The organism is Parasphingorhabdus cellanae (assembly GCF_017498565.1).
Lineage (GTDB): Bacteria > Pseudomonadota > Alphaproteobacteria > Sphingomonadales > Sphingomonadaceae > Parasphingorhabdus > Parasphingorhabdus cellanae.
Map to the genome: position 1 here is coordinate 2,736,402 of NZ_CP071794.1, position 25,082 is coordinate 2,761,483.

Sequence of the window (25,082 nt, forward strand, 5' to 3'; positions counted from 1 at the left end):
GGGTTTTTCATGCAGTTGTCAATATTCGCACAATCTCACCGGGAGCAGTCACCATCGCATCATGACCCGTAGCCAGCGCGTGGTAGGTCCAGCTTTGATCGGTCTCGACCTGCGCCGCGTGATAGGGAAAGCTGCTATTGGGCAAGGCGGGCGCGGTGCAATGGATATAGCTGCGCTGCAAACCGCTTGAGCCCCCATTTTCAAGCGTGATGGGGTCCAGCCAGGTTTTCAGGGGATGGGGCGTGAGTTTTTGGGCGACCCAATCATAGCTCGGATGGCCTTTAGGGATGCCAAGGCTTTCGGATGGGAACACCGCCATGCCAACGCCATCTGGGGCCAATCCTGACAGGGCTGTTTGGATTTGTGCGATGACTGCGGGGCTCCGTTCGGGCCCTTGCGAAATCATCGTTTCACCATTTTTTGGCAAAGCCGCATCGAGATAGATAATGGCTTCTATCCGGTCCTTCATCGCATCAGCAACGCCGGTAATCACCATCCCGCCATAGCTGTGGCCGACCAACACGATGTCGTTCAAATCATAATAGTCGATCAGCGACGTGATGTCAGTGATATGCGTATCCAGCCCGACATCCGCTGAGAGCAGATGGGCGCGCTCCGCTAACCCCGTGAGAGTCGGCGTAAACACGCGGTGGCCCAACGCTTCGAGTTGCGACCGGACATCGCGCCAGCACCAACCGCCATGCCAAGCTCCATGGACAAGCACGAAAGTCTTTGATGGCCCGGCGCGCTGTGCAATTACAGGCTGTTTACGCGTGCTGGCACATCCGCTTAACGCGGCTGTCAGGCCGACCATGGCGGCGTTTGCGATGATTTGCCGCCGGCTCCATTTTTCCTGCTTCAAGCTATTTATCTCGCCAGTTTCCTCGCCCTTCATTGTCATAAGTTTTCCAGCACATGCGCTGCCGTCCGCTGGCCGCTTTCCAGCGCGCCTTCCATGCCAGAGCTATGCTGCGCAAGATGTTCTCCAGCAAAATGGAGGCGGCGCCCGCGATGGCGGGTTGCGGATACCAAAGCCGATCCCTGACCCGCGCCAATATGGTGGTAGATACCGCGTGCGAACGGGTTTTTCTGCCAACTGAACATACGCAGGAATTTGAGCTTTCCTTTGGCAGAGGGCCGCGCGGTTTCAATCTTGCGAATGATTGCAGCGCCAGCGGTCGCATCGTCCATCGCGTCGACGAGATCGGCGCTGGGGCCATTCAGCCAGATTTTGACCATGGCCGGATCATCGCCAAGCACAAACATCCGGCCCAGCATCGGATCATCCGACCAGATCGTTTCCGGAAGGCCGTCACTTTTCCAAAAGGGCGCGCTGGCCGCGAGATAGGCAAAGCTGGCTTTGGTATAAGGCAGACGTGCGATCATCATGCGAAGGTCAGGTGGCAAATCCGCTTCAATCCGTATCGAACGGAGGGCGGAAAACGGGGCGGTGCAGATAATATGGCGCGCGCCATATTTGCGCCCGTCTGTCAGCGCGATTTCCACACCGTCGCCTTCATCCTGAATGGCCATGACGGCGCTGTTGAGCAGGATCTCACTACGCAGCGATGCGGCCATGGCATTCGTCATCCGCTGCGTGCCGCCGCGAACGTAACGGGTGGGGCCGCCGCCCATGCGAAATATGGCCAGACTGCGCGCCCAATGCAGGGCCGATTGTTGATCAATGCTGTTGCCATTGAGATTGGCGTTGATCAGGCGCAGCGCTTCTGCCGACGCCCCCTGATCCCGCAAATATTGGCTCAGCGCCATATCCACGGTCTGATGTTCTGGCTGCATCCAGTCTGCGATATTTTCGAATTTTGGCAGGTTTTTGAGATAGGAGAAAAGCAAGCGATCCGGCGGAATTGCTTTTTCTGTTTCGGATAGTATGTTCTCCATCGCTTTTGGCCATTGCTTTGCAGTCATCGATGTTCCGCCAATATGATAAAGAGCGCCGCGCCCGGACGGCGGCGGGACGTAGCGCTCTACGCCCAGTTGATCGGCAATAGCGTGAAAACGCTGGTAACCCGCACCAATTTGTATGCCGCCCGCATCCGGCTTGCCGGGCAAATCGTCCAGCGTATGCAGGCGGCCACCGACATGGCCGGCACCTTCCAGCACAATCACCCTATAGCCCGCCTTTTCCATAAGGCTTGCCGCATGTAGTCCAGCGAGACCTGCACCGATGACAATCACATCGGCAGTGGTCTTGCTCCACGTGCGGCGCGGTGCAGCACCGGCGAGCAGCGAAGCACTCAGGCCTCCCACAAACGCGCGTCTGCTGATCCGATTGGCTTGATTGGACATGGCTCCATGTTGACAGAAACAGGGGGATCAAGGCAAGGTTAATTTGTCCGGACAAAAACAAAGGCGTGGATAATGTTGCGATATTGTCAGATAGTTATGCTGCTGTTGCTGGCGATGTCAGCCAGTGCCATTTCAGCCATGGAAGCCGAGCCTGATGGGGCAGCGATATTGGCGATGGCGCGCAAAGCGGCTGGGGGAGATGATTGGGCTAACGCACAGACGCTGATGCTGTCCGGTCATGCGATTTTCTATGGGCCAAAGGGTCACCAGCCGCGAACCATTGCCAGCGACTATCGGATGTGGCGCAAATTTGATCCGGATCGCACCGCCGCACATGGGGCCGATGGCAAAGTTCGTATCATTGCAAAAAATGCGGACGCGCTGATTTTCGAAATAGGCTATGACGGCGAGACCACCTGGACGGAGCGCGGGATCACACCGAAGGCAGAGGCCGATAAATTCTGGGCGAGCAATTTCGGCTTCGGTATCATCCGCCAAGCAGATAAACCCGGTTTTACCGCAACCCGTTTACCGGATGACGATGTCGGCGGCCATGCGCTGTATATGGTTGAGTTAGTCGATCCCAAAGGTGGCAAGACTCTGTTTGGCATAGATCAGCAAAGCCACGCGATACGGACCATGGGGTTCAGGACGCCAAAAGGCTGGCATCTGCGGGTCTATGATGATTTCGTAGTCCTCGAAAATCCAAGTTGGCTGCAGGCACGGCATGTCACGCTCTATTATGACGGCCGTAAATCCAATGAGGTATTCTGGACGGAAACCAAAGTGAATGCGACGATTGATCCTGCGCTGTTTGCACCGCCAGAAAAATGATCAGCCGCGGAAATTTTGGCTCGTCACATCGGATGTTTGTTCAGCACCCTTGATCGTGCAACTCGCCTGCATCCAGCGCAAGTTTAGGCCGACACGACTGGCATTGATGTCAGCCCAGCTATAGCTGACCGCGCGATCGGGATCGTCTGGCTTATGGACGTAGAGCACCATGCTCGGTCGGTTGGTGCTGGGCTTGGGCCAGTAGACCGCCCGCATCCGCAGGACTAGCGGTTCGATGCCAGTGTCGCCGCCGCCAATCGTCACGCGTCCACCCTGGTCATGCAGATTCAGTTTCCGGACGAACATCCAGTCCGGGCTGCCATCGGCCTTGGGTTTGCTCTTCTTGGCGGCGGCCCAGCACTCAACAGGCCGGGCGCGTTTCAATCGGGTTTCGGTGCCATCGCCAAAACGCAGTTTCAATTCATCGGCTGTCACGCCGATAATCTGAAAATCCTGAAGACAGGCTTTTTTGTTTTGCAGCTTGCTATAGGTCCAACCCGCATCCCCGCGATCAAAATAGCGCGTACACCCTCCCAGTGTCAGGCTGTCTTGCTCCACACCCACTGCGGCATATCCTTTCAAGGGGGCTGCAACCGTTTTGCCGAATGCATCTGTGCGTGTGACGATCAGATCATCGCCTTGTTTTTCGATCTTCAGTGCGATCCAAGGCGGCGGAGTCCGGCCGGCATCTTTTTCAAAATAAACCTGCTCTTCATTTGTATAAACACCCAGTAGGTGCTGATCGAGCACCGCGCCATGTTGCGATCCGACGGCGAGGGTCAACATAGAGAGGCTGGTAAGAAGCATAAGGCCGATCCTTCACAGTATTTGTCTGGACAACTTAGCATCAATTGCGCACGACGCAACTGTTAGGCCATTGTCGCCGCACCGCGCTTGGCGGCCAGTTCGAACAGACCGCGATCACCCATTTCCCAAGTCACGTTGAGTTGGGTTTTGTGGATTAACCAACCATCGCCCGTTCGCTGCAGCTCGTGCACATAATAGCCGCCTATGGAATGCATCTGCCGGTCGCCATCAACGACAAGATGATGATGGGCGGCCATGTAACAGGTGCAGGTGGCGCGGGTGCCATCAAGGTCGATGGCAAAATTGGTCAGCACGTGCTGGGTCGCGTCAAACGGTTCCAGTGTGGCCCGCACACCGGCCACCCAGTCATCGGCTGGTATAGTGCTGGCAGGATCACCCGACCAGCTGGAAAAATCCAATATGATCTCATCGGCGAAGATAGAGCGATACAGGCCCCACTGATGCTGATCGATGCCAGTGGCATATTTGAGCACATGGTCTGTGATGGCCGCCCGGTCGATCAAATCATCATGTGTCATTATCGTCTCCAATCACTCCAGCAGTGTCTTGCAGGCCGCTATGGCCTGAAGCGCCCAATCTTCCGCATCGAAATGCGGTACAGATGCAAAATGTGGTACTTCAATATCCCAATCGACATGCGCCCCCAAAAGGTCAATCAAGGCGCGCAGCGGGAACATGCCCTCACCGGGGATCATCCGGTTCATGGCTTCTTCAAAATAATCATCGGATTTTCGAAAGTGCGGACCATCGCATATTTGGGCATAGCCAATGCTGCTGGGATCAATGGCTTTGAGTTGTTCCAGCGTTCCGCCAGTTCGAAATAAATGCAGCGCATCAATCGCGATTTTCAGGTTCGATTGCTTCATCGCCTGATGCAGCCTGACCGCTTTTTCCAGGCTGTCGCAGCCTTTCGCAAAGCCGGTAAATTCCAATCCGATTTCCATGCCCAGATCACTCGCCATTTCGCAGAGCGAACCGAGCTGATCGGCGATGCGTGCAGGATCAGTCTCAGAGATATGGGTGACAGCCCGTTTGGCGCCCAGCTCGGCAGCTAGCTCCAGAGCGGGCCGATATTGGGCAATATCTATACCCCGCATAATTGGGAAATATTCCGCGTTGATGATCGATATGTCATGGTCGGTGAGCAGGCTTTGGAAGTCTGCTTTTTCTGATGGATCGACAATGGCAAACATCTGCTGACCATCCTCTGTCAGCGGTGTTGCGGTGAACAAGCAAATTTTCTTAAGGCCAGCTTTGGCTGCGAACCGCACAAGTCCGGCTGGCCCGTCTTGCGTCATGGTAATCTGGTGGAGAGCTATGTGGCGCATGTCTTAACCCTAATCCATGTCCACGTCATTGCACCTATGAATTTGGTGGAGGAGCATATCGACGGGCTAGTCAATATGTTAGGCTGTCTGGAACGCTACGGCGCTTAGATAGAGATATGAGAATCGGTCTCGATGAAGGCCGCCAGAATAGGACAGGACTATGCTGAACGAAAATATTGTCACCATTGCAGATGTCATCCGGCAACAGGCCAAGGATCAGGGCGAAGCGCCGGTCTTCACCTTTGAAGGGCAGCAGATGAGCTATGCCCAGCTCGACGCTGGTAGCAGTCGGGCGGCGAATGCGTTGGCTTCGCTGGGAGTCAATAAGGGTGACCGGATTGCCTATATGGGCAAAAATTCGCATCTTTATTTTGAGATATTATTGGGTGCGGCGAAGATCGGTGCAGTGATGACCCCGGTCAACTGGCGGCTGGCGGGACCGGAAGTCACTTATATTGTCAATAACTGCCAGGCTAAAATCCTGTTCATTGGACCGGAATTTGTTGATCTGGTGAAGCAGATCAAATCCAATTTCGACCATGTCGAAACAATCTTTTGTTCGGAACAAGCGGATGAGGAATTTGCTGGTTATCCGGCCTGGCGCGATGGATTTCCTGATACTGACCCAATGGTGGCTTGCGCGCCGGATGACGATGCGCTGCAACTCTATACATCGGGCACAACCGGCCATCCCAAGGGCGCTATCATGTCCGGTTATTCGATTTTTGGCGCGCGCGCCAAGCTGACGGATGATGATCTGGCTGACTGGCAGAAATCACAACCGGGTGAGAATATGTTGCTCGCCATGCCCTGTTTCCATATTGGCGGGACGGGATCAGGTCTTGGCAATATGTATAGCGGCGGCCATGCGATCGTGGTGCGCGAATATGATCCGACACAAGCACTCGATTTTATCGAGCAATATGGCATCAGCAAGATTTTCATGGTGCCCGCCGCGATCCAGATATTGCTCAATCATCCAAGGGTGGGCGAGGTCGATTTTTCCAAACTCAAATATATCTCTTACGGTGCATCTCCGATTCCGCTGGAAATGATGAAGCAGAGCATCGATATGTTCGGTTGCGAATTCATCCAGATGTACGGCATGACCGAGACATCGGGAACGATTGTCGCCCTGCCGCCGGAGGATCATGATCCCAATGGCAATGACAAGATGCGCTCAGTCGGCAAGCCGCTGCAGGGCGTTGAGGTCAAGATTATCGATGAAGATGGCAACACATTGCCTGCGCGCGAAGTAGGCGAGATTGCCACGCGCTCTTCTTTCAATATGAAAGGCTATTGGAACATGGATGAAGCCACGGCAGCGACCATCGATGCCGATGGCTGGCTGCGCACTGGCGATGCGGGCTATTTTGATGAAGACGGTTATCTCTATATCCATGACCGGGTGAAGGATATGATCATCTCTGGTGGAGAGAATATCTATCCGGCCGAAGTGGAAAATGCCATCTATGGCCATCCGGCCATTGCAGATGTCGCAGTGATCGGTGTGCCCGACGAAAAATGGGGCGAGGCAGTCAAAGCCTGTGTGGTGTTGAAGGACGCGGCGGAAATTAGCGAAACCGATATTATCGCCCATGCCCGGACCAACATCGCGGGCTTCAAATGTCCAAAATCTGTGGACTTTATCCCGGAATTGCCGCGCAATCCGTCGGGGAAAATTCTGCGCCGCGAACTGCGAGCGCCCTATTGGGAAGGGAAAGACCGGGCGGTGAACTAGACAAACGCATCCTCTCCCCTTGAGGGAGAGGACAGATTTGCTTGCGAACTTGTTCGCTAGAAAATCTTGGTGAGGGGTTGAGAGGAAGCGCCAAGCCAGCCCCCTCTCCAACTCGACTAGGCAGCAAGCTGCCAAGTCTCCGTTTCCTCTCCCTCAAGGGGAGAGGATTTAAGCTTAAAACTGCACGCGTTTCGTAAAGCCGCCGTCGATCACGAGATGTGCGCCCGTGGTATAGCTTGATGCGGGGCTCGCGAGGAATACGACGCTGCGCGCCACATCATCGGCTTCACCGAAATCACCCAGCGCGAAGCCCGCTTTCGTCATGTTGTAAAAGTCCGGCATGCCCGCTTCAATCTGCGACCAGTTGCCGCCCGGGAATTTGATCGGGCCCGGGGACACCATGTTGACGCGAATGCCTTTGGGACCAAGTGCTTGGCTAAGCTGGCTGCCATAGGTAATAAGCGCGGCCTTCATCGCGTTAAAGGCCTGTGGTGCAACGAAAGTTTCGAATGCAGCGGTGGATGACATGAAGATCACCGAGCCATCGTCTGATTTCTCAAGATGGGGCTCCAATACCTCCATCGCTTTGACCGCACCGATAATGTCGGTGTTGAATGTCATTTCCCAATCACCGGTTCCGCCAGCGCCAGAAGAGCTGACATTATGGATGAAAATATCGCAGCCACCCAGTTCACCGGCCGCTTTTTCCAGCCATTTAGGATAGCCCTCGGCATCTGTCATATCGAACGCTTCAGCGAATACCTTGCCGCCGTGCGCTTCGAGTTCGCTCTTGGCTGCGGCAACCTGTTCTGCATTGCGCGAGAAAAATGCGACATCAGCGCCTTCCTTGGCGAAGTGCTCCAGTGCTGCGCGTCCCAGGCCGCGACTACCGCCAGTGAGAATAACTTTTTTGCCCTTCAGTCCTAAATCCATTTTGCTCTCCTTTTAAAAAATTGAGGTTTGGTTTGCGTCTAAATCTTGTGTCTAGAATTTGGCAATCGCGGGCTGACAGCACCATTTGATACCGCGGCGCAGCAGATCATAGATAATCGGTTGCTGCCAACCAGAGCGGTCCACTTCCGGCCACCAGTCGAGGACGGGATCCATATCATAATGCCCGCGACAATGACCCAAGGTCAGATAGAGCACTGCGCCGTCACCCATTTTGCGAATGTAAAAGACCGGATGACGGCTCTTTTTGATGTCGCTATGCACGAAGCCGCTAATATCATCCTCGCCATTATATTCGGTATCGAGCAAGACGTCTATTTCGGCTCGGGTTTCAACAAGATATTGCTCATCCACCGTCTCAAAACTGGGAATATCCTGTACCAGTGGATGATCTGGCTGCGCGTTGTCGACAGTGAATGGGATAATCGGTGGGTGGCACAGAAATCGGCTGCCCAATGTGTCGACAAAGGTTGGCATATCATCGGGCGCGTCGACCCGCCCGTCTTCGATAAATTGTAGAACGCTGTTGGTGCCATGCAAGGCAAAATATTGCCCGCCGCCATTGACGAAATCCTGAATATTCTTCTGTGCCGCTTCGCTGGGTAGCAGGTCGCAGGTGTAGCTGATCAATATGTCGGCATTTTTGATCGCCTCGAGATTTTCATAGTCTTCAAAAACCCGAACGCGGATGCGGTCATCCTCGGCGAGCAGTTTCAATATTTCGAGCCGGGCAAAATCAATGTCGTGATATTTACCAGCAGCGACCAATACGCATTTTATCGGTTTCTGGTCGGGCCGGCGTTCTGGTGGAGTTTCGCTCATATCTATTCTTTTCCTATTACAGGATTGGTGACGCCGTCCCAATCGAGATGGGCTTGCCGTATGGCCGCAAAGCCGTCGAGGCCCGCCTGCGGGATTTGCAGATATTCGATTATAGTACCGGGGCCGCCCCCATAATCGGCATAGAAAGCACCGCCGACACCGCCCGGCAGGCTGACTTCCTGAATCACCTCGCCGCCCTTGCTTTCGGTAAGCTGCCGGGCTTCGGCCAGATCATCGACGATAATGCACAGATGCTGAACCCCTTGCAGGCCCTTGGCGCGCCAGTCCTTGAACATGGAAGGGGCATCATTGTCGGGCCGGATCAATTCGACCTGCACGTCACCCCAATAGCCGATCGCCATGGAAAACTGGATGTCGGAAGGCTCACCACGATATTTCACATTTTCAACCTGCACGCCTTCGGTATGAAAAAACGGACCTGCGCCCATTTTTTGCGTCCAGTAATCCAGCGCCGCATCATAATCATCCGGCACATAGCTGATCTGCATGATGGTGCCGAGCTTGGCGAGAGTAGCCGAAGAACAAGTAGACGTATCGGTCATTCTTCGCCGCGCCAGATTTCGGCCGAAGGCCGTTCTTCCATCTTGGCCGCAAAGCGCGCCAGATTGTCGGTGCCTTCAGGTAGCGACCATCCTACAGTACCGCCAAATTTGATGAAACAGAAGGCGACAAGGTCTGCCAGCGTGAGCTTGTCGTGGCAGATATGATCTTTGTTGCCCAGCTGCCCATCCAGCCATATCCAATGTTTGTCCGACATGGCGGACAATTCAGCGGCAGCTTCGGGGCTAACCACGTTCATGCGCGGTTCGAACATCGGCCGGCCGCCACCGCCGCGAAAACCAAGGGTCATGGGTACTGCGATCTCCTGATCAATGCGCCGAGCCCAGCGACGCGTTTCAGCCCGCTCTTCCGCTGTTGATCCGATCAAAACGGGATCGGGTTTAATCTCTTCCAGATATTCACAGATGACCGTGGATTCGCTCAGCAGCGTACCGTCATCCAGTTCCAGAGTGGGCGTGGTCTGCATAACATTCTTGGCGGCATATTCCTCACTGCGATTTTCGCCGGTGATGATGTCGAGATGGATTCGCTCCACCTCGATGCCTTTTTCCATAAGAAACATGCGGGCTAGCCGAGGATTGGGACCAAGGCTGGAATAAAGTTTCACGGGTTTGCTCTCCTTTTGGGCAGATTCGGTTCGGCCTCGTTGTCTCGAAGATACACAGGTAACAGGGTCGAACGGTCCTCTCAAAAACATTAGGTAATGTGGTGAAAACGCGCCGTCACAAATTCACTTGGCAAATTCCGCAAGCTGCCAGATTCACTAGTGGAGTTTGCCGGTTGTTGCGGTAATCTAACGCCAAATAAGTTTAGTTTTCAGGAGAAAATAATGGTCGAGACGTTAACGGGTCATAATCGGTCAAACGGCATTGCTTATACAGAATTACTCGAGGGCGACAAAGTCCGGGCACCAGAAGTATTTTTCGAGGAATCTCCCATGGAGCCGGGCCTGACGGAAGTCGAAGTCAGCCGCTATTGGACCAAAGAAGAGCATGACCGTGAAGTGGAAATGCTGTGGAAGCGGGTTTGGCAAATGGCTTGCCACAAAGATGAGATCAAAGATGTCGGTGATACCTTTGTTTATGATATTGCCGGCTTGTCTTTCATCATCGTGCGCGTCTCCGAGGATGAGATCAAAGCTTATCCCAACAGCTGTATGCACCGCGGCCGCGCCATTTGCGACAATCATAAAAAGGGCCAGAAAGCCCTACGCTGTCCGTTTCATGGCTGGTCATGGGAACTGGACGGCAAGCTGAAGGAAGTGCCATGTCAGTGGGACTTTCCATCGGTTAGCGAAGAAACCCACAGTCTGAAGCCCGTTAGCGTTGGCGAGTGGGGCGGTTTCGTATTCATCAATCCCGATCGTGATTGTGAGCCGCTGGAAGATTTTCTGGGCGACCTCGACCGACATTTCCAGATCCCGTTTGAGCGCCGCTACAAAGCTGCGCATATGATCAAGCGACTGCCATGCAATTGGAAAATTGCGCAGGAAGCGTTTATGGAATCCTATCATGTGGTGGGCACACATCCCGAATTAATGCCTGCTTTTGCGGACGCGAACAGCAAATATGACGTGTGGCATAATGTATCACGCGCGATGTCAGCCCATGGCGCGCCCAGCCCGCATACGGATCTCGTGAATCCCGATCCGACAGCCTTCCCTGATCAGAAAGCCTTTCAAAGCTTCATTCATCCGATCAGCAAACACACCTTCAAGCGGCTGGAAGAAAACCGGGTTCAAGTCTCATTGCCTAATGGCAAGAGCGGCATTTTCGATATGGAAGCCAATTATATCGAAGGCGATTTGAAATCCGCTGACCCGCATATGTGTAACTGGATCGGCGGCAAAATTGCCCCCGAAGAAGAAGATACGCCGATGGTGTATACCGATGTTTCGCCTCACCAGATGCGAGACGAAGCGGCGCAAGCACGCCGTGAAGAAATGCGCCCGACCTGGGGCGATAAGGTCGATGATATCAGCGATGCTGATTTGACCGACGCGATCTTTTACAGTGTGTTCCCGAACATGAGTCCGTGGGCAGACTATAATCCGATCTTTTACCGGTTCCGTCCCGATGGCGACAATCCAGAGCAATCGCTGCATGAAGTGATGTTCATGGTTGCGCTACCCGAAGGGGCCGAGCGTCCGGAACCGGCAAAATGCACGTTCCTTGATTTGCATGACGATTATACCGAAGCCACCGAATTTGGCAGCTATCTGAACAAGATATTCAATCAGGATTATCTAAACCATAAAGCGATGCAAAAAGGCGTGAAAAACCAGCCGCACGGCGTTTCCATCTTTGCCCAATATCAGGAAAGCAAGATCCGTCATTTCCATGAGACTCTTGAGAAATGGCTGACCAGCAAAGAGCCGCCCAAGAGCCCGAAACTGCAAGCGGCTGAATAAGGCTTTGGACTCTATTCCGGAAGGATTTGCGCCTGCCAGTTTTTCTAGCGGATTTCTAAACGTTGCCGGTCCCTATTATACCCGCAAAGACGATGACCATATCGCGGTTGGTATCCGTATAACCGAAGGGCATCTCAACGGAATCGAGGTGGCCCATGGCGGCGTGTTGACAACCTTGGCTGACGTCGCACTCAGCTATCAACTTTTTGTGAGTGAGAAACCGCGACTTCCGATTGCGACGATTAATCTTAACACGAATTTTCTAACGGGGGCGAAACTCGGGGATTGGGTGGTAGCGCATGCGCATATTGATCGCAAAGGCAAGCGCACGGCCTATTGTCATGGGGAAATTTTCGCCGATGAGCGGTTGCTGATGACAATGACGGGAGTGTTCGCGCTACTTCGAAAATAATCGATGCTAGTCAGTTGCACCAAGATACCCCAGTTGTCCGGCCTTGAAAATCGTCTGGCCACGGTTGACGCTGTTTAGCTTTTGCCCGGCGCGGTTGACATGATAGCGGATCGTCGCGTGGCTGAGCGAGAGGATCATACTGATTTCCTTGTCGGTCTTGCCTATGGCGGCCCAGTGGAGACATTCCGCTTCGCGCTTGGACAGGATGCAATTGGTCGGCATCCGGTGCTTCTTGCGCATCGCCAGGACATAGCCGGTGACGAAACGGCTGGTGACGATGGACAGAAAATCGGAATAGAGGCGATAGGGTTCGCTTAGATCAGTGACATCATAGTCTATCGGTGTGAAGCTGACCGCTGCAATCTGACCAAAGGGCAAATGGACGGGGATCAGGATCGCGGATTTGGCCGTGGCACCGTTATCGTAAAAATCCTTCAGATCAATTTCATCGAGATATTCATTCTGCCAATGCCCGTGAAAGCCGTCGGCATTGCACCAGATCGGCTCGCTTTCATAGCGACAGGCGCGGGGTAGAGGCGAGCTCAGCGCGAGCCTGGTGTCTTCCCACCAGCGCTCTCCTTCGGCGACCCAGCCGAAAATATCTTTGTTGATTAACTCGCCCTCGGCATCGACCAAATGAGCCTTTGACGAGATGTCTGCACTGACTGCAATACGGAAACCATAAGACTGCGCAATCTTATGGATCGCTTCGGCAGCCGACCGGATTTCTGCCGCGCTGGTGATTGTTACGCTGTCGAGATTACGGCGAAAAGTCGCCTTCGAAACATCAGGTATTTCCGCGACAAAATTTTCAGCCATAATAACGCTCATCCTCCCCGGAGTCCTTATTTGGACTCTCGATTTGCGTCACTTGTCGCGTTGTTTGGTTTTGCAGTCAACCAAACATTACTATCAATGTTGATAGGGCTTCAGCCGCACCTCTTGGTTGGCGATTATTCTATCGTCCCGATTAACTCGCCAACCGGATATTCTTCCCCTGTCGTATCGATCAGGATTTTGAGTTTTCCGGTGGCAGGAGATTCGACTTCCTGCGTCGATTTATCATTTTCCAGGGCATAGATTTCCTGCCCCTCCGTAACATCGGAGCCGTCAGGTACCAGCCATTCTGCCAGCGTTCCGACTTCCATGCTGAACCCCAGTTTTGGTATGCGTATTTCAGTAGCCATTTTTACCCCAATATTTTACGAATTTCGCGTTCGATATCCTCTTCGCTGAACATCCATGCTTTCTCGATAGCGGGAGAGAAGGGAACAGGCGCATAGCCAGATCCGACCCGGCCAACCGGACCTTTGAGTTCAGAGAATAGTTCTTCATGGATGCGCGAGGAAATTTCTGCACCGGTGCCGAAATTTTTCACGGCCTCATGGACCACAACGGCGGCCTTTGTCTTGGCGACACTTTTCAGCACAGTTTCTTCGTCAAAAGGTGCAATGGTCCGCAGATCGACAATTTCACATGAAATGTCTTCACCGGCCAGTTTTTCGGCAACCGCATGAGATGCGCCAACGCCGCGGCCATAGGTGATCAGGCTGATGTCGGTTCCTTCTCGCGGGACCGATGCCTTGCCAAGTGGCACGACATGATCGGGCGCGGGTGCCGGGCCCTTGGTGAAATAAGTTGGCGTATTTTCGATAAAGATCACCGGATTGGGATCCATGATCGAGGAATAGAGCAGACCATAAGCATCCGCTGGATTGGAGGCGGCAACCACTTTCAGGCCGGGGACATGCGCCAACCACGCCTCCAGCATATCACTATGCTGTCCGCCCAGGCCCGTGCCCGCACCGGTCGTGGTCCGGATGGTCAGCGGCACGCTGGTTTGACCGCCCGACATGAAGCGCAATTTAGCAGCATGGTTGACAATCTGGTCCATTGCCACTGTGATAAAGTTCATCAGCATGATTTCCGCAACGGGTTTATACCCGACCAGTGCGGAGCCAACGGCGGCACCGACAATGGCCTGTTCGGAAATGGGCGTCGAGCGGACCCGGTCTGTACCAAATTGTTCGGATAAACCCGCCGTAACCTTGAACACACCGCCGCCCTGTTCGTCAGCAATATCTTCGCCGAGCAGGATGACTTTGGGATCATCCGCCATCGCTTTGGCCATGGCCATGTTACAGGCCTGTGCGAACATGATTTCCTTTGGTGCGTCTTTTGTTTCGGGGGTGCTCATGCTGCAATCTCCACGTCCAGAACATCGATGCGATATTCATCTCCGGGCGGATAGGGCGCGTCGAGCGCATATTGCGCGGCTTCATCAATAATTTCTTTGTTTTTCGCTTCAATCGCCGCGATGTCTGCTTCGCTGATCTGCATGTCGAGCAGCTGCTGACGCAGGATCGGCATCGGATCGTCTTTGAGCGCCTGTTCCATTTCCGCTTCGGGAATATAGTGGCCGGTATCGCCGAGCAAATGGCCGTGGAAGCGGAAGGTCATCGCCTCAATTAATGTCGGCCCGTTGCCAGCTCTCGCATATTCAACAGCCTCTTTTGCTGCGGCATACATTTCGCTGGCATCATTGCCGTTGACCCGTACCGACCGCATGCCCAGCCCATCGCCGCGTTGTTTTATCGTTTCGGAACTGGTGGCAAAGGCCATCGGCGTATGTTCGGAATAGAGGTTGTTCTGGCAAAGGAAAATAACCGGGAGCTTCCAGACTTGCGCCATGTTCAGCCCTTCGTGGAAAGCGCCAATATTGGATGCGCCATCACCAAAGCAGCAGACCGTGACCTTGTTATCTTTCTCCAGCTGGCTGGCCAGCGCCAAGCCATTGGCAATCGGGATACCCGATCCGACAATGCCGGTCGTCACCATCACCCCGGTTTCGGGATGAGTAATATGCATCGGCCCGCCTTTGCCCTTGCATGTACCGGCCATCTTGCCGGCAAATTCGGCCCAGAGGTCTTTCGAAGGGATGCCCTTGGCGAGCTGGTCGTGCAGACCGCGATAGATTGTGACCAGATAATCTTCCTGATTGACCGCCGCCATCATCGCGGCAGAGACCACTTCCTGTCCGCGCACGGGATAATATACAATCTGTAACTGTCCGGCGCCGATCATTTTGCGGAACTTGATATCCGACTGCATGATCAGGTCTGCTCGGGTAAAGATGTCAATCAGCACATCTTTGTCTGCCATCTGTGTATCGCTCAAGGCTTCGCTCCTTTAATGGTTACCCTCTGCCGGGGAATTTACTCTCAATTCTTCATAGCGCAGGCAGGGGCACTCGCCACTATTGTTATAGGGAGTAGGGCGTTTTTCAGATGGCGTCTCAGCCGCCTAGATCCAGCGCTTGTGCCTGCGGAATAGTCGCCCAGAAATCCGGGTCATGACCGTAGAAAATCTGTGCGCCCTCTCGCCGCAATTGCGAAAGCTTTTCCAGAGATCCGCGATACTGATCCACGTCGAAGCAATGATCGGGCAGATGCATCTCGTCCAGCGAACGCCGCATGTTGCAGCAATCGGCAGCCAGCACGGCTTCGCCGGTTGCCGTCTTCACCCGAACTGACTGATGGCCGGGTGTGTGACCTGCCGTTGGGAAAATAACGACAGTGCCATCACCAAACAGATCATGGTCTCCTGCAATGCGCTTGACCGGCTGGCCCGTGTCAAAGTCCTGCAAGTCATAGGCGGTGTCTTCGCCCGCCATGCCAAAATCCCATTCCGGTCCTTGCACGATAATAGTGGCATCGGGAATCAGCGCGTTGCCGCCGGCGTGGTCGATATGGAGATGCGAGTTGATGACATAGTCGATCCGTGCCGGATCAATGTCCAGCGCACGCAATCGATCGGCAACGCTCTAACCCTCCGGCATATCGATAATTTTCCCTAGCCCCTTTTCCATACCAATGAACCGGTCGCTGAAGCCCGTATCGAATAGCACCAGACCCTCGGGATGATCGATCAGAAAGACACAGGCCGGGACTTTCGCCTTGCCCGGTTCGCCATCCAGAAAGAAGCTCATCGGCAAGGTGATATAGCCGCAGGTAAAGGCATAGAGCAGGACACCTTCATCTTTGCTGGTTCTCATGTTTGTTCCCCGCGCCCTGTTACTTACCAATATCACCAACGGACGGCATGGCAGGCTCAATGCTCAGCGTTTGGGCCGTTCCGGTCACTGAATAGATGGTCTCAAACCCGGGCCGCGCACCACCGCCAACGACTGTAATGCCGCCTGGCATTTCTGTATCGCTGACCGCAAAGCCATGACGTGGTTGATTGAGAGGCTCACCGACAGACCATTGCAGTGTCGTGAGATCCAATATGTCATGATTGGCAAGAACCTTGCCGTCACTAAGTGATTCCCCGCCAAATATATGCAGTCTGTTGCCGCTAACGAACGTCCCGTGCCCGCCCCGCCCTTTTGGCATGTCCGGCAGCTCCTCCCAGCGGTCTTCGATCAAATGATAGGCATCGACTTGCCTCATCTCGGTGCCATATTCGGTGCTGCGCCCGCCGGTCACATAGAGCAGCGGCCCTGAACGGGCGATGGCATGGGAATGGCGCGCCGTCGGCATCGGCTGCATGGCTGACCATGTGTCGGCCGCAATATCGTAGCGCCAGATGGTGTCGAGATCCTTCCCGTTATCCTGACCACCAATCAGATAAAGTGCGCCGCTAAAATGGGTCATTGCATGCTGGCCAATCGGATGCGGTAGTTTGCTGACCTCGGTCCAAGTGCCGGTCGCGGGATCATGTCGGAAAAGACCGGCCTCTTTGTCGGCCTCAAACGGCAGCGCCACATATCCTCCTGACGCATAGACATGGCTATCGTCCGCTGCCATCGCCACATGATGTAGAGCCCGCGGCAGCTTGCCGCAGTCTGACCAGACATTCAATGTCAGATCCAGCGCTTCGCAGCTATCGAGCACCCGGAACAGTCCGATACCGCCTGCGACATAGAGCCTATTGTTGAGCGTTGTCGCATGGATTTCGGAGCGCGCTTCGTGCATTCCATTATTCCACCCCATGAATAATCGCAGCATGAACAGCCCGCCGATGACCAGCAGAATAAGAAAGAAAGTCGCCAGCAAAAACTTCTTCATTGTGACGCTATGCCAGAAGCAGGTGCTTTTTCCAGCCCTAGTCTGCTATCAAAGCTGGCAGTTATGCCATCATCAATCTGTGATCTATTAGAACTGTGTTTTTGATGGAGAAGATGATGACTGACAACAGACAGTGGCTGATCAACGGACGTCCCAAAGGACGCGGGCTTGTGGACGATGATTTCAAGAAAGTCGTGACACCTGTCCCCGAAGTTTCCGAGGGCCATGTGCTGGTCAAGAACGAAATTCTCGGGTTCGATCCCGCGCAAAAAGGCTGGATGGAAAATATTGGTGGTTATGTCGCACCGACGGAGATTGGCGAAGTCATGCGCGGCAGCGGCGTTGGTACGGTGGTCGAGTCCCGCGATCCGAAATTCGCGGTTGGTGACAAGGTCATGGGCATGCTGCGCTGGCAGGATTATGCCATGGTTCCGGGCAGCGAACTTAACAAGGTTCCCGATGATGAATTGCTGGGCGCCAATCTGGGCGCTCTCGGAACAACCGGCATGACCGCCTATTTCGGCTTGCTCAAACACGGTCGGCCGCAACCGGGTGATACGCTAGTGGTTTCGGGCGCGGCTGGCGCAACCGGATCCATGGTTGGTCAGATTGGCAAAATTGCCGGATGCCGGACCATTGGCATAGCGGGCGGCAAGGAAAAATGCGACTGGTTGACCCAGGATGTCGGCTATGACCACGCAATTGACTATAAAAACGAAGATGTGAAGGCAAAGCTGAAAGAGCTTTGCAATCAGTCAATCAACGTATTTTATGACAATGTCGGCGGCACGATTTTGAACGATGCGCTGGGCCATATTGCCATGCACGCTCGGGTCGTGATTTGCGGCGGTATTTCTCGCTATGAGAAAGGTGATATGCCTGCTGGCCCGGAAAATTACTTCAACCTGATCTTTAAGCGGGGGACCATGTCGGGATTCATTGTACTCGACTATATGAGTGAATATCCTGAAGCGCAGAAACGTATGCGGCAGTGGATTAAGGAAGGACAAATTACCTTTAAGGAAGATATCCAGGAAGGTTTCGACAATATTCCTGATACGCTGAAGCGGCTGTTTGCAGGCCAGAATTTCGGCAAGCAAATGTTGCGACTGGACTGACAGGCTATTGGGCTGGTTCTTCCTTCAGGCTAACTATTTACGCAGTGCCAGCCCTTCGCTGTCTGCAATATGACCGTTTGATGACGAGAGGGAAATTATGAGCGATTTGGAACAGTTTCGCGCGGAAACACGGGCTTGGCTGGCGGAAAACTGCCCGGAAGAAATGCGTGATGGTGACATTACAGCAGAGAATCAATGCTGGGGTGGCCGCCAATGGGAGTTCCAGTCCGATGCACAGAAACGCTGGTTTGAGGCAGCACTGGCCAAGGGTTATACCGTTCCGACCTGGCCAAAAGAATATGGCGGTGCTGGACTGACGGCGGACGAAGCGAAAATCCTTGATGAAGAGCGCAACCGGATCAGCGCGCGCAAGCCGCTTAGCAATTTCGGAATTTCGATGCTGGGCCCTGCATTGCTGGCCTTTGGTACGCACGAGCAGAAATTAATGCATTTGGGTGCGATTGCGCGCGGTGAAATTCGGTGGTGTCAGGGCTATTCCGAACCCGGTGCCGGGTCTGACCTCGCGTCACTCAAAACAAAATGTGAAGACAAGGGCGATCACTGGCTGATCAACGGCCAGAAAATCTGGACGTCCAACGCCGATATTTCCGACTGGATATTCTGTCTGGTCCGTACCGATTTTGACGCACCCAAGCACAAAGGTATTACTTTCATCCTGATGGATATGGCCAGTGAGGGGATTAGCGTGAAGCCGATCATCCTGATCTCTGGCCATTCGCCATTTTGCGAAACTTTCTTTGACGATGTGAAGGTGCCGAAAGCTTATGGCGACGGTAATCTGGCCGTCGTGGGGGAAGTGAATCGCGGCTGGGATGTAGCGAAAAATCTGTTGGTGCATGAACGCGGCATGTTGGGCACGATGTCGCCACTGCGCGGCGCTACGGGGCCTGAAAATCTTGGCGGCTATGCTGCCGACGCGATTGGCTTTGACGAGACTGGCCGCCTGGATGATCCCTCTTTGCGGCAAAAAATCGCCCAGGCCGAAATTGATGACTGGGCCTATAACCTGACAGTTGAGCGGATGAATGACGAAGCCAATGCCGGAAACGGGCTTGGTGCCAAATCGTCCATGCTGAAATATGCGGCGTCCGAGCTGACCAAGAAGGGCAGTCAGCTGCGCATGGATATTGGCGGGACGGAAGCAGCGACCATTGGTCCTGACGGAATTGAATATGGCAGCCTCGCCAATACATGGCTTTATAACCGCGCCTATTCCATCCTTGGCGGCACGACCGAGGTTCAGCTCAACATCATTTCCAAGCGCGTCTTGGACTTGCCCAGCGCGTAATAAGGCGAGATAGATATGTCCCTAATTCTCACCGAAGAACAGGAAATGCTGCAAGATGCGGCCAATGGTTTTTTGACAGAGAATGCCCCAGTTGCCGCGTTTCGTGAGATCAGGGACAGCAAAAATCCAGACGGTTTTTCCCGTGATTTGTGGAAAGAAATGGCCGCCATGGGCTGGGCCGGAATCATCGTGAACGAGGAATATGGCGGTAGCGAATTTGGCTATGTCGGCGCCGGCGTTCTGGCCGAGCAAATGGGACGCAATCTGACCGCTTCGCCGTTTTTCTCAACATCGGTGTTAGGCGCAACCGCTGTCCAGCGTTACGGCACGGCCAAGCAGAAAGAGCAGCATCTCGGTGCAATTTGCGATGGTTCTACCCTGTTCGCACTGGCGGTCGATGAGGGGCCGCGCCATCGCCCGGAGCATATCGAGTTTACCGCCACGCCGCATGGCAATGGCTATAAGTTATCCGGTGCCAAAACCTTTGTGGCCGACGGCCATGTCGCCGATAAACTGATTATCGCAGCCCGCACCTCGGGCGAGGCACGCGACCCGTCCGGCATTACATTATTTCTGGTCGATGCCGATGCAGCGGCGATTGAGCGCACGCATACGCCGATGATCGACAGCCGCAATGCCGCCAATATCACAGTCGATGATCTGGAGGTCACTGGCGATGATATATTGGGCGAAGTCGATGGCGGCTATGAAGCGTTGGAAGGCATATTGTCGGCAGGACGTGCCGTGTTGGGCGCGGAAATGTCCGGATCGTCGCAACAGGCTTTTGATATCACGACCGATTATCTGAAAGAGCGAGAGCAATTTGGCCAGAAAATCGGTTCGTTTCAAGGATTGCAGCACCGCGCTGCGCATCTCGCGACGGAAATCGAGATGACCAAGTCAGCGGTTTTGAAATCCCTGCAATTGCTCGACGACGACTTTGAAAGCGCCTCGGCCACCTGTTCCATGGCCAAAGCCAAATCCGGCATGACAGCGCAGCTATCCACCCAGGAAGCAATTCAGATGCATGGCGGGATCGGCGTGACCGACGAATATGATGTCGGGCTCTATTTCAAGCGTGTCCATGTCGCGCAGCAAATGTTTGGCGATGCCGGTTTCCATGCGGACCGGCTGGCAAAACGCTCCGGCTATTGAGCCGTTGAAGGTCGGCTTAGCCTTCGCTCATCGTGATATTGGATGGGCCGAAATGCGCCGTCATTTTCTCCACCTTACCGGCCTCGTCAAATTCAAAAATGTCGATCACTTCCACGTTGAGAACCTTGCCATCCGCTTGACCAATCTCCGCACGAAACGGGAAGGCCGCCGTCTTGGCGCTCATTCTGATGTTATCAGTCAATTCTACTTTCGCACCGCCGGAAAACGCATTTTGGTAGAAACTCAAGATATCGGCGCCCGTCTTTGGTTCGGTGCCAGCCGGATCTTCGACGGCAGCATTGTCAGCAAAAAGGTCCATCACCGCATGCATGTCACCGGCGTTAATCGCCGCCATGTAACGGTTGACGATCTCGGTCATATGTTCGGGCGTAGGCATCGGGCTTCCTTTCTGAAGAACAGCATGAATAATAGAGGTGCGGGTCAAACCGGCGTCTCCCTAATTTGATAGGGACTTGAGGAGAATGGATATGACAGAGCGGTTGCAGGGGAAAACGGCCATCATCACCGGTGGTGCCAGTGGCATTGGCGCGGCGATGGTCAAGCGCTTTGCGCAAGAGGGCGCGAAAGTGCTGTCCACCGATGTTCAGGTGGAGCTTGGTCGACAGGTTGCCGATGAAGCCGGTGCGCTTTTTGTCGAGCAGGATGTGTCGGGCGAAGCAGGTTGGCAGACGGTGGTGGCCAAGGCACAATCCGAATTTGGCCGTCTCGATATTCTCGTCAATAATGCCGGAATCGTGGCGGCGAAATCGATTGAGGATATTGATCTGGAAAGCTGGCACCATTTGCTTGGTATCAACCTGACTGGCGTGATGCTCGGTTGTCAGAATGCGATTAAGGCGATGAAGCAGAATCCCGGTGGGTCATCCGGTTCGATCATCAATATCGCTTCCACCTCGGCTTTTACGGCGCTGCCCGGAGATGTCACCTATACAGCATCGAAAAGCGCAGTGCGCATGTTGACCCGGTCTGTGGCCGTGCATTGCGCGCAGCAGGGCCTCAACATTCGCTGCAACAATATCGTGCCGGGCGGAACCCATACCGGGATTATCGATGCGGCTAAGCAAGTGGTGCCGGACATTTATGACCGGGTTGCTGCCATGTCGCCCATGAACCGCATGGGTGAAGGCGCGGATATGGCGGGGGCAGCGGTCTATCTCGCGAGCGAGGATGCAGCGTTTGTGACCGGCAGCGATTTGCTCGTCGACGGGGGGATGCTGGCTGTGCATCCGGGCTATTAAATGGGCGGGCTGCCAAATTCTAACTAGCCGTTTTGGCAGTTATTGGCCGACCGGCTTTGGCCTAATGCTAGGGCATAGAAAAGGAGAGGGCGAATGGGCGCACAGCCAATCGCAGATAATCTGTTCACAGATGAGAATATGACGGCCTTGGTCGGTGCACGCAACAAGCAAACGGGGCATATATTTTTCCCGCTGCCGCTCACACCGAATGACGATATTGAACCGATAGCCTTGGCGACCCGCGGTACTGTGTGGACCTATACGGTACAGCGCTTTCCGCCCAAGACGCCTTATGCGGGGCCCGCCGACCCGATGGATTTTAAGCCCTATGTGGTGGCCTATGTGTCCTTGCCCGGCCAGACGATGGTGGAATCGCGGTTGACGGGTGTGGAGCCGGAGGACGTTAAAATCGGCATGGAAGTCGAGCTAACGGCGATTCCGTTGGACCCGGATGCCCCTGCTGACGAACAAATTATGATCCACGCTTTCCAGCCGGTTTGAGGAGATATTGCAATGAGCGACGTATGTATTGTAGGCGCAGGTATCCATCCCTTTGGCCGGACCGAAGGCCGCGATGGGATGGATCAGGGCGTTTACGCCGTGAAACAGGCTTTGGCTGATACTGGTATAAAATGGGAAGATGTTGAATTTGCTTTTGGCGGTTCCAGCGCATCGGGCGCAGCGGACACAATGGTGTCACAGCTCGGCTTGACCGGTATTCAGTTTATCAACGTCTCCAATGGCTGCGCTACAGGTGGTTCTGCGCTTAATGCGGCGGCGAGCGCGATCAAATCCGGCGAATATGAGATGGGCATGGCGGTTGGTTTCGACAAACATCCGCGCGGCGCGTTTAATGCTGACCCAGCGGCTTATGGTCTGCCCAACTGGTATGGCGAAGCGGGCTATATGCTGACCACGCAGTTTTTCGGCGCGAAAATCATGCGCTACCTGCATGAGAACGGTTTAAGCACCGAAGCCTTGGGACGGGTTTCTGAAAAGGCTTTCCGCAATGGGGCAAAGACGGATCACGCATGGCGGCGCAGTGAGGTGGACCTTGAAACCATCATGAACGCGCCGATGATCAGCGATCCGCTCAATAAATATATGTTCTGCTCACCAGCTGAGGGCGCGGTTGCCCTGATCCTCGCGAGCGAGAAAAAAGCCAAGGAACTCGGCGGGCCGATGATCCGTCTGAAGACCTCGGTGATGCGTACCCGTCCACCGGGATCGTTTGAGGTTTTTGCGGCTTCGATCGATAATGAGCGGGGCGGCACAGCGACCGAACTGGCGGCCAAGGCTGCCTTTGAACAGGCGGGGATGGGGCCGGAAGATATCGATGTTGCGCAGCTTCAGGATACCGAGGCGGGTGCTGAAATCATGCATATGGCGGAAAATGGCTTCTGTGCGCATGGCGATCAGGAAAAATGGCTGATTGAAGGGCGCACCGAAATAAACGGCGCACTGCCAGTGAATACTGATGGCGGTTGTCTGGCTTGCGGAGAGCCCATTGGTGCGTCCGGTCTGCGGCAAGTTTACGAAAATGTCGTGCAGCTGCGCGGGACGGCCGGGGAGCGGCAGGTGCCGGGCGATCCGAAGACCGCCTATACACAGGTCTATGGCGCGCCGGGTGTTTCCGCTGTCACGATATTGCAGCGTTGATTGTCATGATCGTCACCCTGAACTTGATTCAGGGTCCAGAGCGTCTAGCGTTGCGTTTTGCAATACTGGATGCTGAATCAAGTTCAGCATGACGAAGCTCTAAAAAGGAAAACCATTGAACCACGAAATCAGCGCCGAAGCCCGGACCATCGCCGACAAAGTCGAAACCTTCGTGCGCGACAAAATCTTCGCCTTTGAAAAAGATCCGCGTTGCGAGGATCATGGACCCACCGATGAACTGGTTCAGGAAATGCGCGCCTTGGCAAGGGAAGCGGGTGTCCTTACGCCGCATATCCGCGACGATGGTAGCCATTTGACGCATCTTGAAACTGCCTTGGTGCTGCGCAAATCGGGACTGTCGCCACTCGGGCCGCTGGCCGTTAACACGTTCGCGCCGGATGAGGGCAATATGTACCTGCTCGGCAAATGCGCGTCGCCGGAACAGAAAGAGCATTTTCTCAAGCCGCTGGTGGAAGGTATCACGCGCTCCGCCTTTTTTATGACCGAACCAGCCAGTGAAAATGGTGCGGGTTCTGATCCGATGATGATGCAGACCACGGCCAAGCCGGATGGCAATCACTGGATCATCAATGGCCGCAAGACCTTTATTACTGGGGCCAAAGGGGCGACGGTCGGGATTGTGATGGCGAAGTCCGATGACGGTGCCTGCATGTTCCTTGTCGATTTGCCCGATCCGGCAATCACTATTGAGCGCGTGCTGGATACGATTGACAGCTCCATGCCCGGTAGTCATTCGGTGGTGAATATCGACAATTTGCGGGTGCCTGCTGACCAGATGCTTGGCGAAAGCGGTGAGGGCTTCAAATATGCGCAGGTTCGGTTGGCTCCAGCGCGGCTGACCCATTGCATGCGCTGGCTTGGCTGCTGCGACCGGGCGCAGGAAATTGCCACCGACTATGCCTGCAAGCGGATGGCCTTTGGCAAACCGTTGGTTGATCACGAAGGTGTCGGTTTCATGCTGGCGGAAAATCAGATTGATCTGAAGCAGGCAGAGTTGATGATCGACTGGTGCGCGAAGGTTCTTGATACCGGAGAAATTGGCACGACCGAAAGTTCGATGGCGAAAGTCGCGGTGTCCGAAGCGCTGTTCCGCATCGCCGACAAATGCGTGCAGGTGATGGGCGGCACCGGCCTCAGCCAGGATACGGTTGTCGAACAGGTCTTCCGCGAAGTGCGTGCGTTCCGTGTTTATGATGGCCCGACCGAAGTGCACAAATGGTCGCTCGCCAAGAAAATCAAGAAATCCCACGGGCAGCTAAATTAGACCAATGCGCTCA

Annotated in this window: 28 protein-coding genes; 11 read left to right on the forward strand and 17 right to left on the reverse strand. The window is 54.4% G+C overall.

The genetic code is table 11. The annotated features are described in order from the left end of the window. Positions 1-7: 7 nt before the first annotated feature. Together J4G78_RS13195 and J4G78_RS13200 are read right to left on the reverse strand one after the other, a co-directional pair. Positions 8-901, reverse strand: coding sequence for an alpha/beta fold hydrolase (locus J4G78_RS13195; protein ID WP_207986998.1), 894 nt, complete (start codon positions 899-901; stop codon positions 8-10). Then, positions 898-2,307: a flavin monoamine oxidase family protein gene (locus J4G78_RS13200; RefSeq protein WP_207986999.1), complete on the reverse strand. Its 1,410-nt coding sequence runs from the start codon at positions 2,305-2,307 to the stop codon at positions 898-900. The genes J4G78_RS13195 and J4G78_RS13200 overlap by 4 nt, the downstream gene beginning before the upstream one ends. Before the next feature lie 72 nt (positions 2,308-2,379). On the opposite strand from J4G78_RS13200, the gene J4G78_RS13205 reads away from it, so the two are divergent. Then, a complete protein-coding gene (locus J4G78_RS13205; RefSeq protein ID WP_207987000.1) occupies positions 2,380-3,141 on the forward strand; it encodes a hypothetical protein in 762 nt (253 codons plus the stop codon). Here the strand turns inward: J4G78_RS13205 and J4G78_RS13210 are convergent, their stop codons facing one another. From J4G78_RS13210 to J4G78_RS13220, 3 genes are all read right to left on the reverse strand, one after another. Then, a complete protein-coding gene (locus tag J4G78_RS13210) occupies positions 3,142-3,948 on the reverse strand; it encodes a hypothetical protein (protein WP_207987001.1) in 807 nt (268 codons plus the stop codon). It lies immediately after the preceding gene. Between the two features lie 62 nt (positions 3,949-4,010). Continuing rightward, positions 4,011-4,487 carry a nuclear transport factor 2 family protein gene (locus J4G78_RS13215; protein ID WP_207987002.1) on the reverse strand — a complete coding sequence of 159 codons (477 nt, stop codon included), beginning with the start codon at positions 4,485-4,487 and terminating at the stop codon, positions 4,011-4,013. A 12-nt stretch (positions 4,488-4,499) separates the two neighbouring features. Beyond that, the gene (locus J4G78_RS13220; protein ID WP_207987003.1) at positions 4,500-5,297 is read right to left on the reverse strand and encodes a sugar phosphate isomerase/epimerase family protein; all 798 of its coding nucleotides are present in this window, start codon (positions 5,295-5,297) and stop codon (positions 4,500-4,502) included. 160 nt (positions 5,298-5,457) lie between these two features. On the opposite strand from J4G78_RS13220, the gene J4G78_RS13225 reads away from it, so the two are divergent. Then, positions 5,458-7,038, forward strand: a complete 1,581-nt coding sequence (locus tag J4G78_RS13225; RefSeq protein ID WP_207987004.1) for a fatty acid--CoA ligase — start codon at positions 5,458-5,460, stop codon at positions 7,036-7,038. Between the two features lie 174 nt (positions 7,039-7,212). Here the strand turns inward: J4G78_RS13225 and J4G78_RS13230 are convergent, their stop codons facing one another. Genes J4G78_RS13230 through J4G78_RS13245 form a run of 4 tightly spaced genes read right to left on the reverse strand, consistent with a single transcriptional unit; the run spans position 7,213 to position 10,000 of the window. Continuing rightward, positions 7,213-7,971 carry an SDR family NAD(P)-dependent oxidoreductase gene (locus J4G78_RS13230; RefSeq protein ID WP_207987005.1) on the reverse strand — a complete coding sequence of 253 codons (759 nt, stop codon included), beginning with the start codon at positions 7,969-7,971 and terminating at the stop codon, positions 7,213-7,215. A 51-nt stretch (positions 7,972-8,022) separates the two neighbouring features. Then, a complete protein-coding gene (locus tag J4G78_RS13235) occupies positions 8,023-8,811 on the reverse strand; it encodes a ThuA domain-containing protein (RefSeq protein WP_207987006.1) in 789 nt (262 codons plus the stop codon). Positions 8,812-8,813: 2 nt separating this feature from the next. Next, a complete protein-coding gene (locus tag J4G78_RS13240) occupies positions 8,814-9,374 on the reverse strand; it encodes a VOC family protein (RefSeq protein WP_207987007.1) in 561 nt (186 codons plus the stop codon). After that, a complete protein-coding gene (locus tag J4G78_RS13245) occupies positions 9,371-10,000 on the reverse strand; it encodes a glutathione S-transferase family protein (protein ID WP_207987008.1) in 630 nt (209 codons plus the stop codon). Before J4G78_RS13245 ends, J4G78_RS13240 begins: the two co-directional genes overlap by 4 nt. A 222-nt stretch (positions 10,001-10,222) precedes the next feature. Between J4G78_RS13245 and J4G78_RS13250 the strand changes: the two genes are divergently transcribed. Next, a complete protein-coding gene (locus J4G78_RS13250) occupies positions 10,223-11,803 on the forward strand; it encodes an aromatic ring-hydroxylating oxygenase subunit alpha (RefSeq protein ID WP_207987009.1) in 1,581 nt (526 codons plus the stop codon). Positions 11,804-11,807: 4 nt separating this feature from the next. Next, positions 11,808-12,215 (forward strand): PaaI family thioesterase, encoded by a 408-nt coding sequence (locus J4G78_RS13255; RefSeq protein ID WP_207987010.1) that lies wholly within the window; start codon positions 11,808-11,810, stop codon positions 12,213-12,215. Between the two features lie 6 nt (positions 12,216-12,221). Here the strand turns inward: J4G78_RS13255 and J4G78_RS13260 are convergent, their stop codons facing one another. The 7 genes from J4G78_RS13260 to J4G78_RS13290 all read right to left on the reverse strand — a co-directional run bounded on the left by J4G78_RS13260 (position 12,222) and on the right by J4G78_RS13290 (position 17,284). Next, positions 12,222-13,034, reverse strand: coding sequence for a helix-turn-helix domain-containing protein (locus J4G78_RS13260; RefSeq protein WP_207987011.1), 813 nt, complete (start codon positions 13,032-13,034; stop codon positions 12,222-12,224). 134 nt (positions 13,035-13,168) lie between these two features. After that, positions 13,169-13,402: a biotin/lipoyl-containing protein gene (locus J4G78_RS13265; RefSeq protein ID WP_109355276.1), complete on the reverse strand. Its 234-nt coding sequence runs from the start codon at positions 13,400-13,402 to the stop codon at positions 13,169-13,171. Positions 13,403-13,404: 2 nt separating this feature from the next. Then, positions 13,405-14,412 carry an alpha-ketoacid dehydrogenase subunit beta gene (locus J4G78_RS13270; protein ID WP_207987012.1) on the reverse strand — a complete coding sequence of 336 codons (1,008 nt, stop codon included), beginning with the start codon at positions 14,410-14,412 and terminating at the stop codon, positions 13,405-13,407. Then, a complete protein-coding gene (locus J4G78_RS13275; RefSeq protein WP_310737214.1) occupies positions 14,409-15,392 on the reverse strand; it encodes a thiamine pyrophosphate-dependent dehydrogenase E1 component subunit alpha in 984 nt (327 codons plus the stop codon). The genes J4G78_RS13270 and J4G78_RS13275 overlap by 4 nt, the downstream gene beginning before the upstream one ends. Positions 15,393-15,510: 118 nt before the next feature. After that, a complete protein-coding gene (locus tag J4G78_RS13280) occupies positions 15,511-16,023 on the reverse strand; it encodes an N-acyl homoserine lactonase family protein (RefSeq protein ID WP_207987013.1) in 513 nt (170 codons plus the stop codon). Between the two features lie 15 nt (positions 16,024-16,038). Then, entirely contained in the window at positions 16,039-16,269 is a 231-nt protein-coding gene (locus J4G78_RS13285) for an MBL fold metallo-hydrolase (protein WP_207987014.1), read from the reverse strand. A gap of 19 nt (positions 16,270-16,288) precedes the next feature. Beyond that, positions 16,289-17,284: a Kelch repeat-containing protein gene (locus tag J4G78_RS13290; protein ID WP_207987015.1), complete on the reverse strand. Its 996-nt coding sequence runs from the start codon at positions 17,282-17,284 to the stop codon at positions 16,289-16,291. A 116-nt stretch (positions 17,285-17,400) separates the two neighbouring features. Here J4G78_RS13290 and J4G78_RS13295 point away from each other — a divergent pair, with 116 nt between their 5' ends. The 3 genes from J4G78_RS13295 to J4G78_RS13305 all read left to right on the forward strand — a co-directional run bounded on the left by J4G78_RS13295 (position 17,401) and on the right by J4G78_RS13305 (position 20,866). Continuing rightward, positions 17,401-18,402: an NADP-dependent oxidoreductase gene (locus tag J4G78_RS13295; protein WP_243457093.1), complete on the forward strand. Its 1,002-nt coding sequence runs from the start codon at positions 17,401-17,403 to the stop codon at positions 18,400-18,402. A 97-nt stretch (positions 18,403-18,499) separates the two neighbouring features. Next, positions 18,500-19,711: an acyl-CoA dehydrogenase family protein gene (locus tag J4G78_RS13300; protein ID WP_207987017.1), complete on the forward strand. Its 1,212-nt coding sequence runs from the start codon at positions 18,500-18,502 to the stop codon at positions 19,709-19,711. 15 nt (positions 19,712-19,726) lie between these two features. Beyond that, positions 19,727-20,866 carry an acyl-CoA dehydrogenase family protein gene (locus tag J4G78_RS13305; protein ID WP_207987018.1) on the forward strand — a complete coding sequence of 380 codons (1,140 nt, stop codon included), beginning with the start codon at positions 19,727-19,729 and terminating at the stop codon, positions 20,864-20,866. Positions 20,867-20,882: 16 nt separating this feature from the next. On the opposite strand, the gene J4G78_RS13310 is transcribed toward J4G78_RS13305, so the two are convergent. Further along, on the reverse strand, positions 20,883-21,263 hold the full coding sequence (locus J4G78_RS13310) for a nuclear transport factor 2 family protein (protein ID WP_207987019.1): 381 nt from the start codon (positions 21,261-21,263) through the stop codon (positions 20,883-20,885). A gap of 91 nt (positions 21,264-21,354) precedes the next feature. Between J4G78_RS13310 and J4G78_RS13315 the strand changes: the two genes are divergently transcribed. The 4 genes from J4G78_RS13315 to J4G78_RS13330 all read left to right on the forward strand — a co-directional run bounded on the left by J4G78_RS13315 (position 21,355) and on the right by J4G78_RS13330 (position 25,069). Next, positions 21,355-22,125 (forward strand): SDR family NAD(P)-dependent oxidoreductase, encoded by a 771-nt coding sequence (locus tag J4G78_RS13315; RefSeq protein ID WP_207987020.1) that lies wholly within the window; start codon positions 21,355-21,357, stop codon positions 22,123-22,125. Between the two features lie 93 nt (positions 22,126-22,218). Continuing rightward, positions 22,219-22,626 (forward strand): Zn-ribbon domain-containing OB-fold protein, encoded by a 408-nt coding sequence (locus J4G78_RS13320; RefSeq protein ID WP_207987021.1) that lies wholly within the window; start codon positions 22,219-22,221, stop codon positions 22,624-22,626. A gap of 12 nt (positions 22,627-22,638) precedes the next feature. Next, on the forward strand, positions 22,639-23,784 hold the full coding sequence (locus tag J4G78_RS13325; RefSeq protein ID WP_207987022.1) for a thiolase family protein: 1,146 nt from the start codon (positions 22,639-22,641) through the stop codon (positions 23,782-23,784). 115 nt (positions 23,785-23,899) lie between these two features. Continuing rightward, positions 23,900-25,069, forward strand: coding sequence for an acyl-CoA dehydrogenase family protein (locus tag J4G78_RS13330; protein ID WP_243457094.1), 1,170 nt, complete (start codon positions 23,900-23,902; stop codon positions 25,067-25,069). Positions 25,070-25,082: the final 13 nt, after the last annotated feature.

Bases quoted from the DNA above. Each gene is read 5' to 3' on its own strand.
- J4G78_RS13195 (WP_207986998.1), bottom strand. From the start codon at position 901: ATGACAATGAAGGGCGAGGAAACTGGCGAGATAAATAGCTTGAAGCAG.
- J4G78_RS13200 (WP_207986999.1), bottom strand. From the start codon at position 2,307: ATGTCCAATCAAGCCAATCGGATCAGCAGACGCGCGTTTGTGGGAGGC.
- J4G78_RS13205 (WP_207987000.1), top strand. From the start codon at position 2,380: ATGTTGCGATATTGTCAGATAGTTATGCTGCTGTTGCTGGCGATGTCA.
- J4G78_RS13210 (WP_207987001.1), bottom strand. From the start codon at position 3,948: ATGCTTCTTACCAGCCTCTCTATGTTGACCCTCGCCGTCGGATCGCAA.
- J4G78_RS13215 (WP_207987002.1), bottom strand. From the start codon at position 4,487: ATGACACATGATGATTTGATCGACCGGGCGGCCATCACAGACCATGTG.
- J4G78_RS13220 (WP_207987003.1), bottom strand. From the start codon at position 5,297: ATGCGCCACATAGCTCTCCACCAGATTACCATGACGCAAGACGGGCCA.
- J4G78_RS13225 (WP_207987004.1), top strand. From the start codon at position 5,458: ATGCTGAACGAAAATATTGTCACCATTGCAGATGTCATCCGGCAACAG.
- J4G78_RS13230 (WP_207987005.1), bottom strand. From the start codon at position 7,971: ATGGATTTAGGACTGAAGGGCAAAAAAGTTATTCTCACTGGCGGTAGT.
- J4G78_RS13235 (WP_207987006.1), bottom strand. From the start codon at position 8,811: ATGAGCGAAACTCCACCAGAACGCCGGCCCGACCAGAAACCGATAAAA.
- J4G78_RS13240 (WP_207987007.1), bottom strand. From the start codon at position 9,374: ATGACCGATACGTCTACTTGTTCTTCGGCTACTCTCGCCAAGCTCGGC.
- J4G78_RS13250 (WP_207987009.1), top strand. From the start codon at position 10,223: ATGGTCGAGACGTTAACGGGTCATAATCGGTCAAACGGCATTGCTTAT.
- J4G78_RS13260 (WP_207987011.1), bottom strand. From the start codon at position 13,034: ATGGCTGAAAATTTTGTCGCGGAAATACCTGATGTTTCGAAGGCGACT.
- J4G78_RS13265 (WP_109355276.1), bottom strand. From the start codon at position 13,402: ATGGCTACTGAAATACGCATACCAAAACTGGGGTTCAGCATGGAAGTC.
- J4G78_RS13270 (WP_207987012.1), bottom strand. From the start codon at position 14,412: ATGAGCACCCCCGAAACAAAAGACGCACCAAAGGAAATCATGTTCGCA.
- J4G78_RS13285 (WP_207987014.1), bottom strand. From the start codon at position 16,269: ATGAGAACCAGCAAAGATGAAGGTGTCCTGCTCTATGCCTTTACCTGC.
- J4G78_RS13290 (WP_207987015.1), bottom strand. From the start codon at position 17,284: ATGAAGAAGTTTTTGCTGGCGACTTTCTTTCTTATTCTGCTGGTCATC.
- J4G78_RS13295 (WP_243457093.1), top strand. From the start codon at position 17,401: ATGACTGACAACAGACAGTGGCTGATCAACGGACGTCCCAAAGGACGC.
- J4G78_RS13300 (WP_207987017.1), top strand. From the start codon at position 18,500: ATGAGCGATTTGGAACAGTTTCGCGCGGAAACACGGGCTTGGCTGGCG.
- J4G78_RS13305 (WP_207987018.1), top strand. From the start codon at position 19,727: ATGTCCCTAATTCTCACCGAAGAACAGGAAATGCTGCAAGATGCGGCC.
- J4G78_RS13310 (WP_207987019.1), bottom strand. From the start codon at position 21,263: ATGCCTACGCCCGAACATATGACCGAGATCGTCAACCGTTACATGGCG.
- J4G78_RS13315 (WP_207987020.1), top strand. From the start codon at position 21,355: ATGACAGAGCGGTTGCAGGGGAAAACGGCCATCATCACCGGTGGTGCC.
- J4G78_RS13320 (WP_207987021.1), top strand. From the start codon at position 22,219: ATGGGCGCACAGCCAATCGCAGATAATCTGTTCACAGATGAGAATATG.
- J4G78_RS13325 (WP_207987022.1), top strand. From the start codon at position 22,639: ATGAGCGACGTATGTATTGTAGGCGCAGGTATCCATCCCTTTGGCCGG.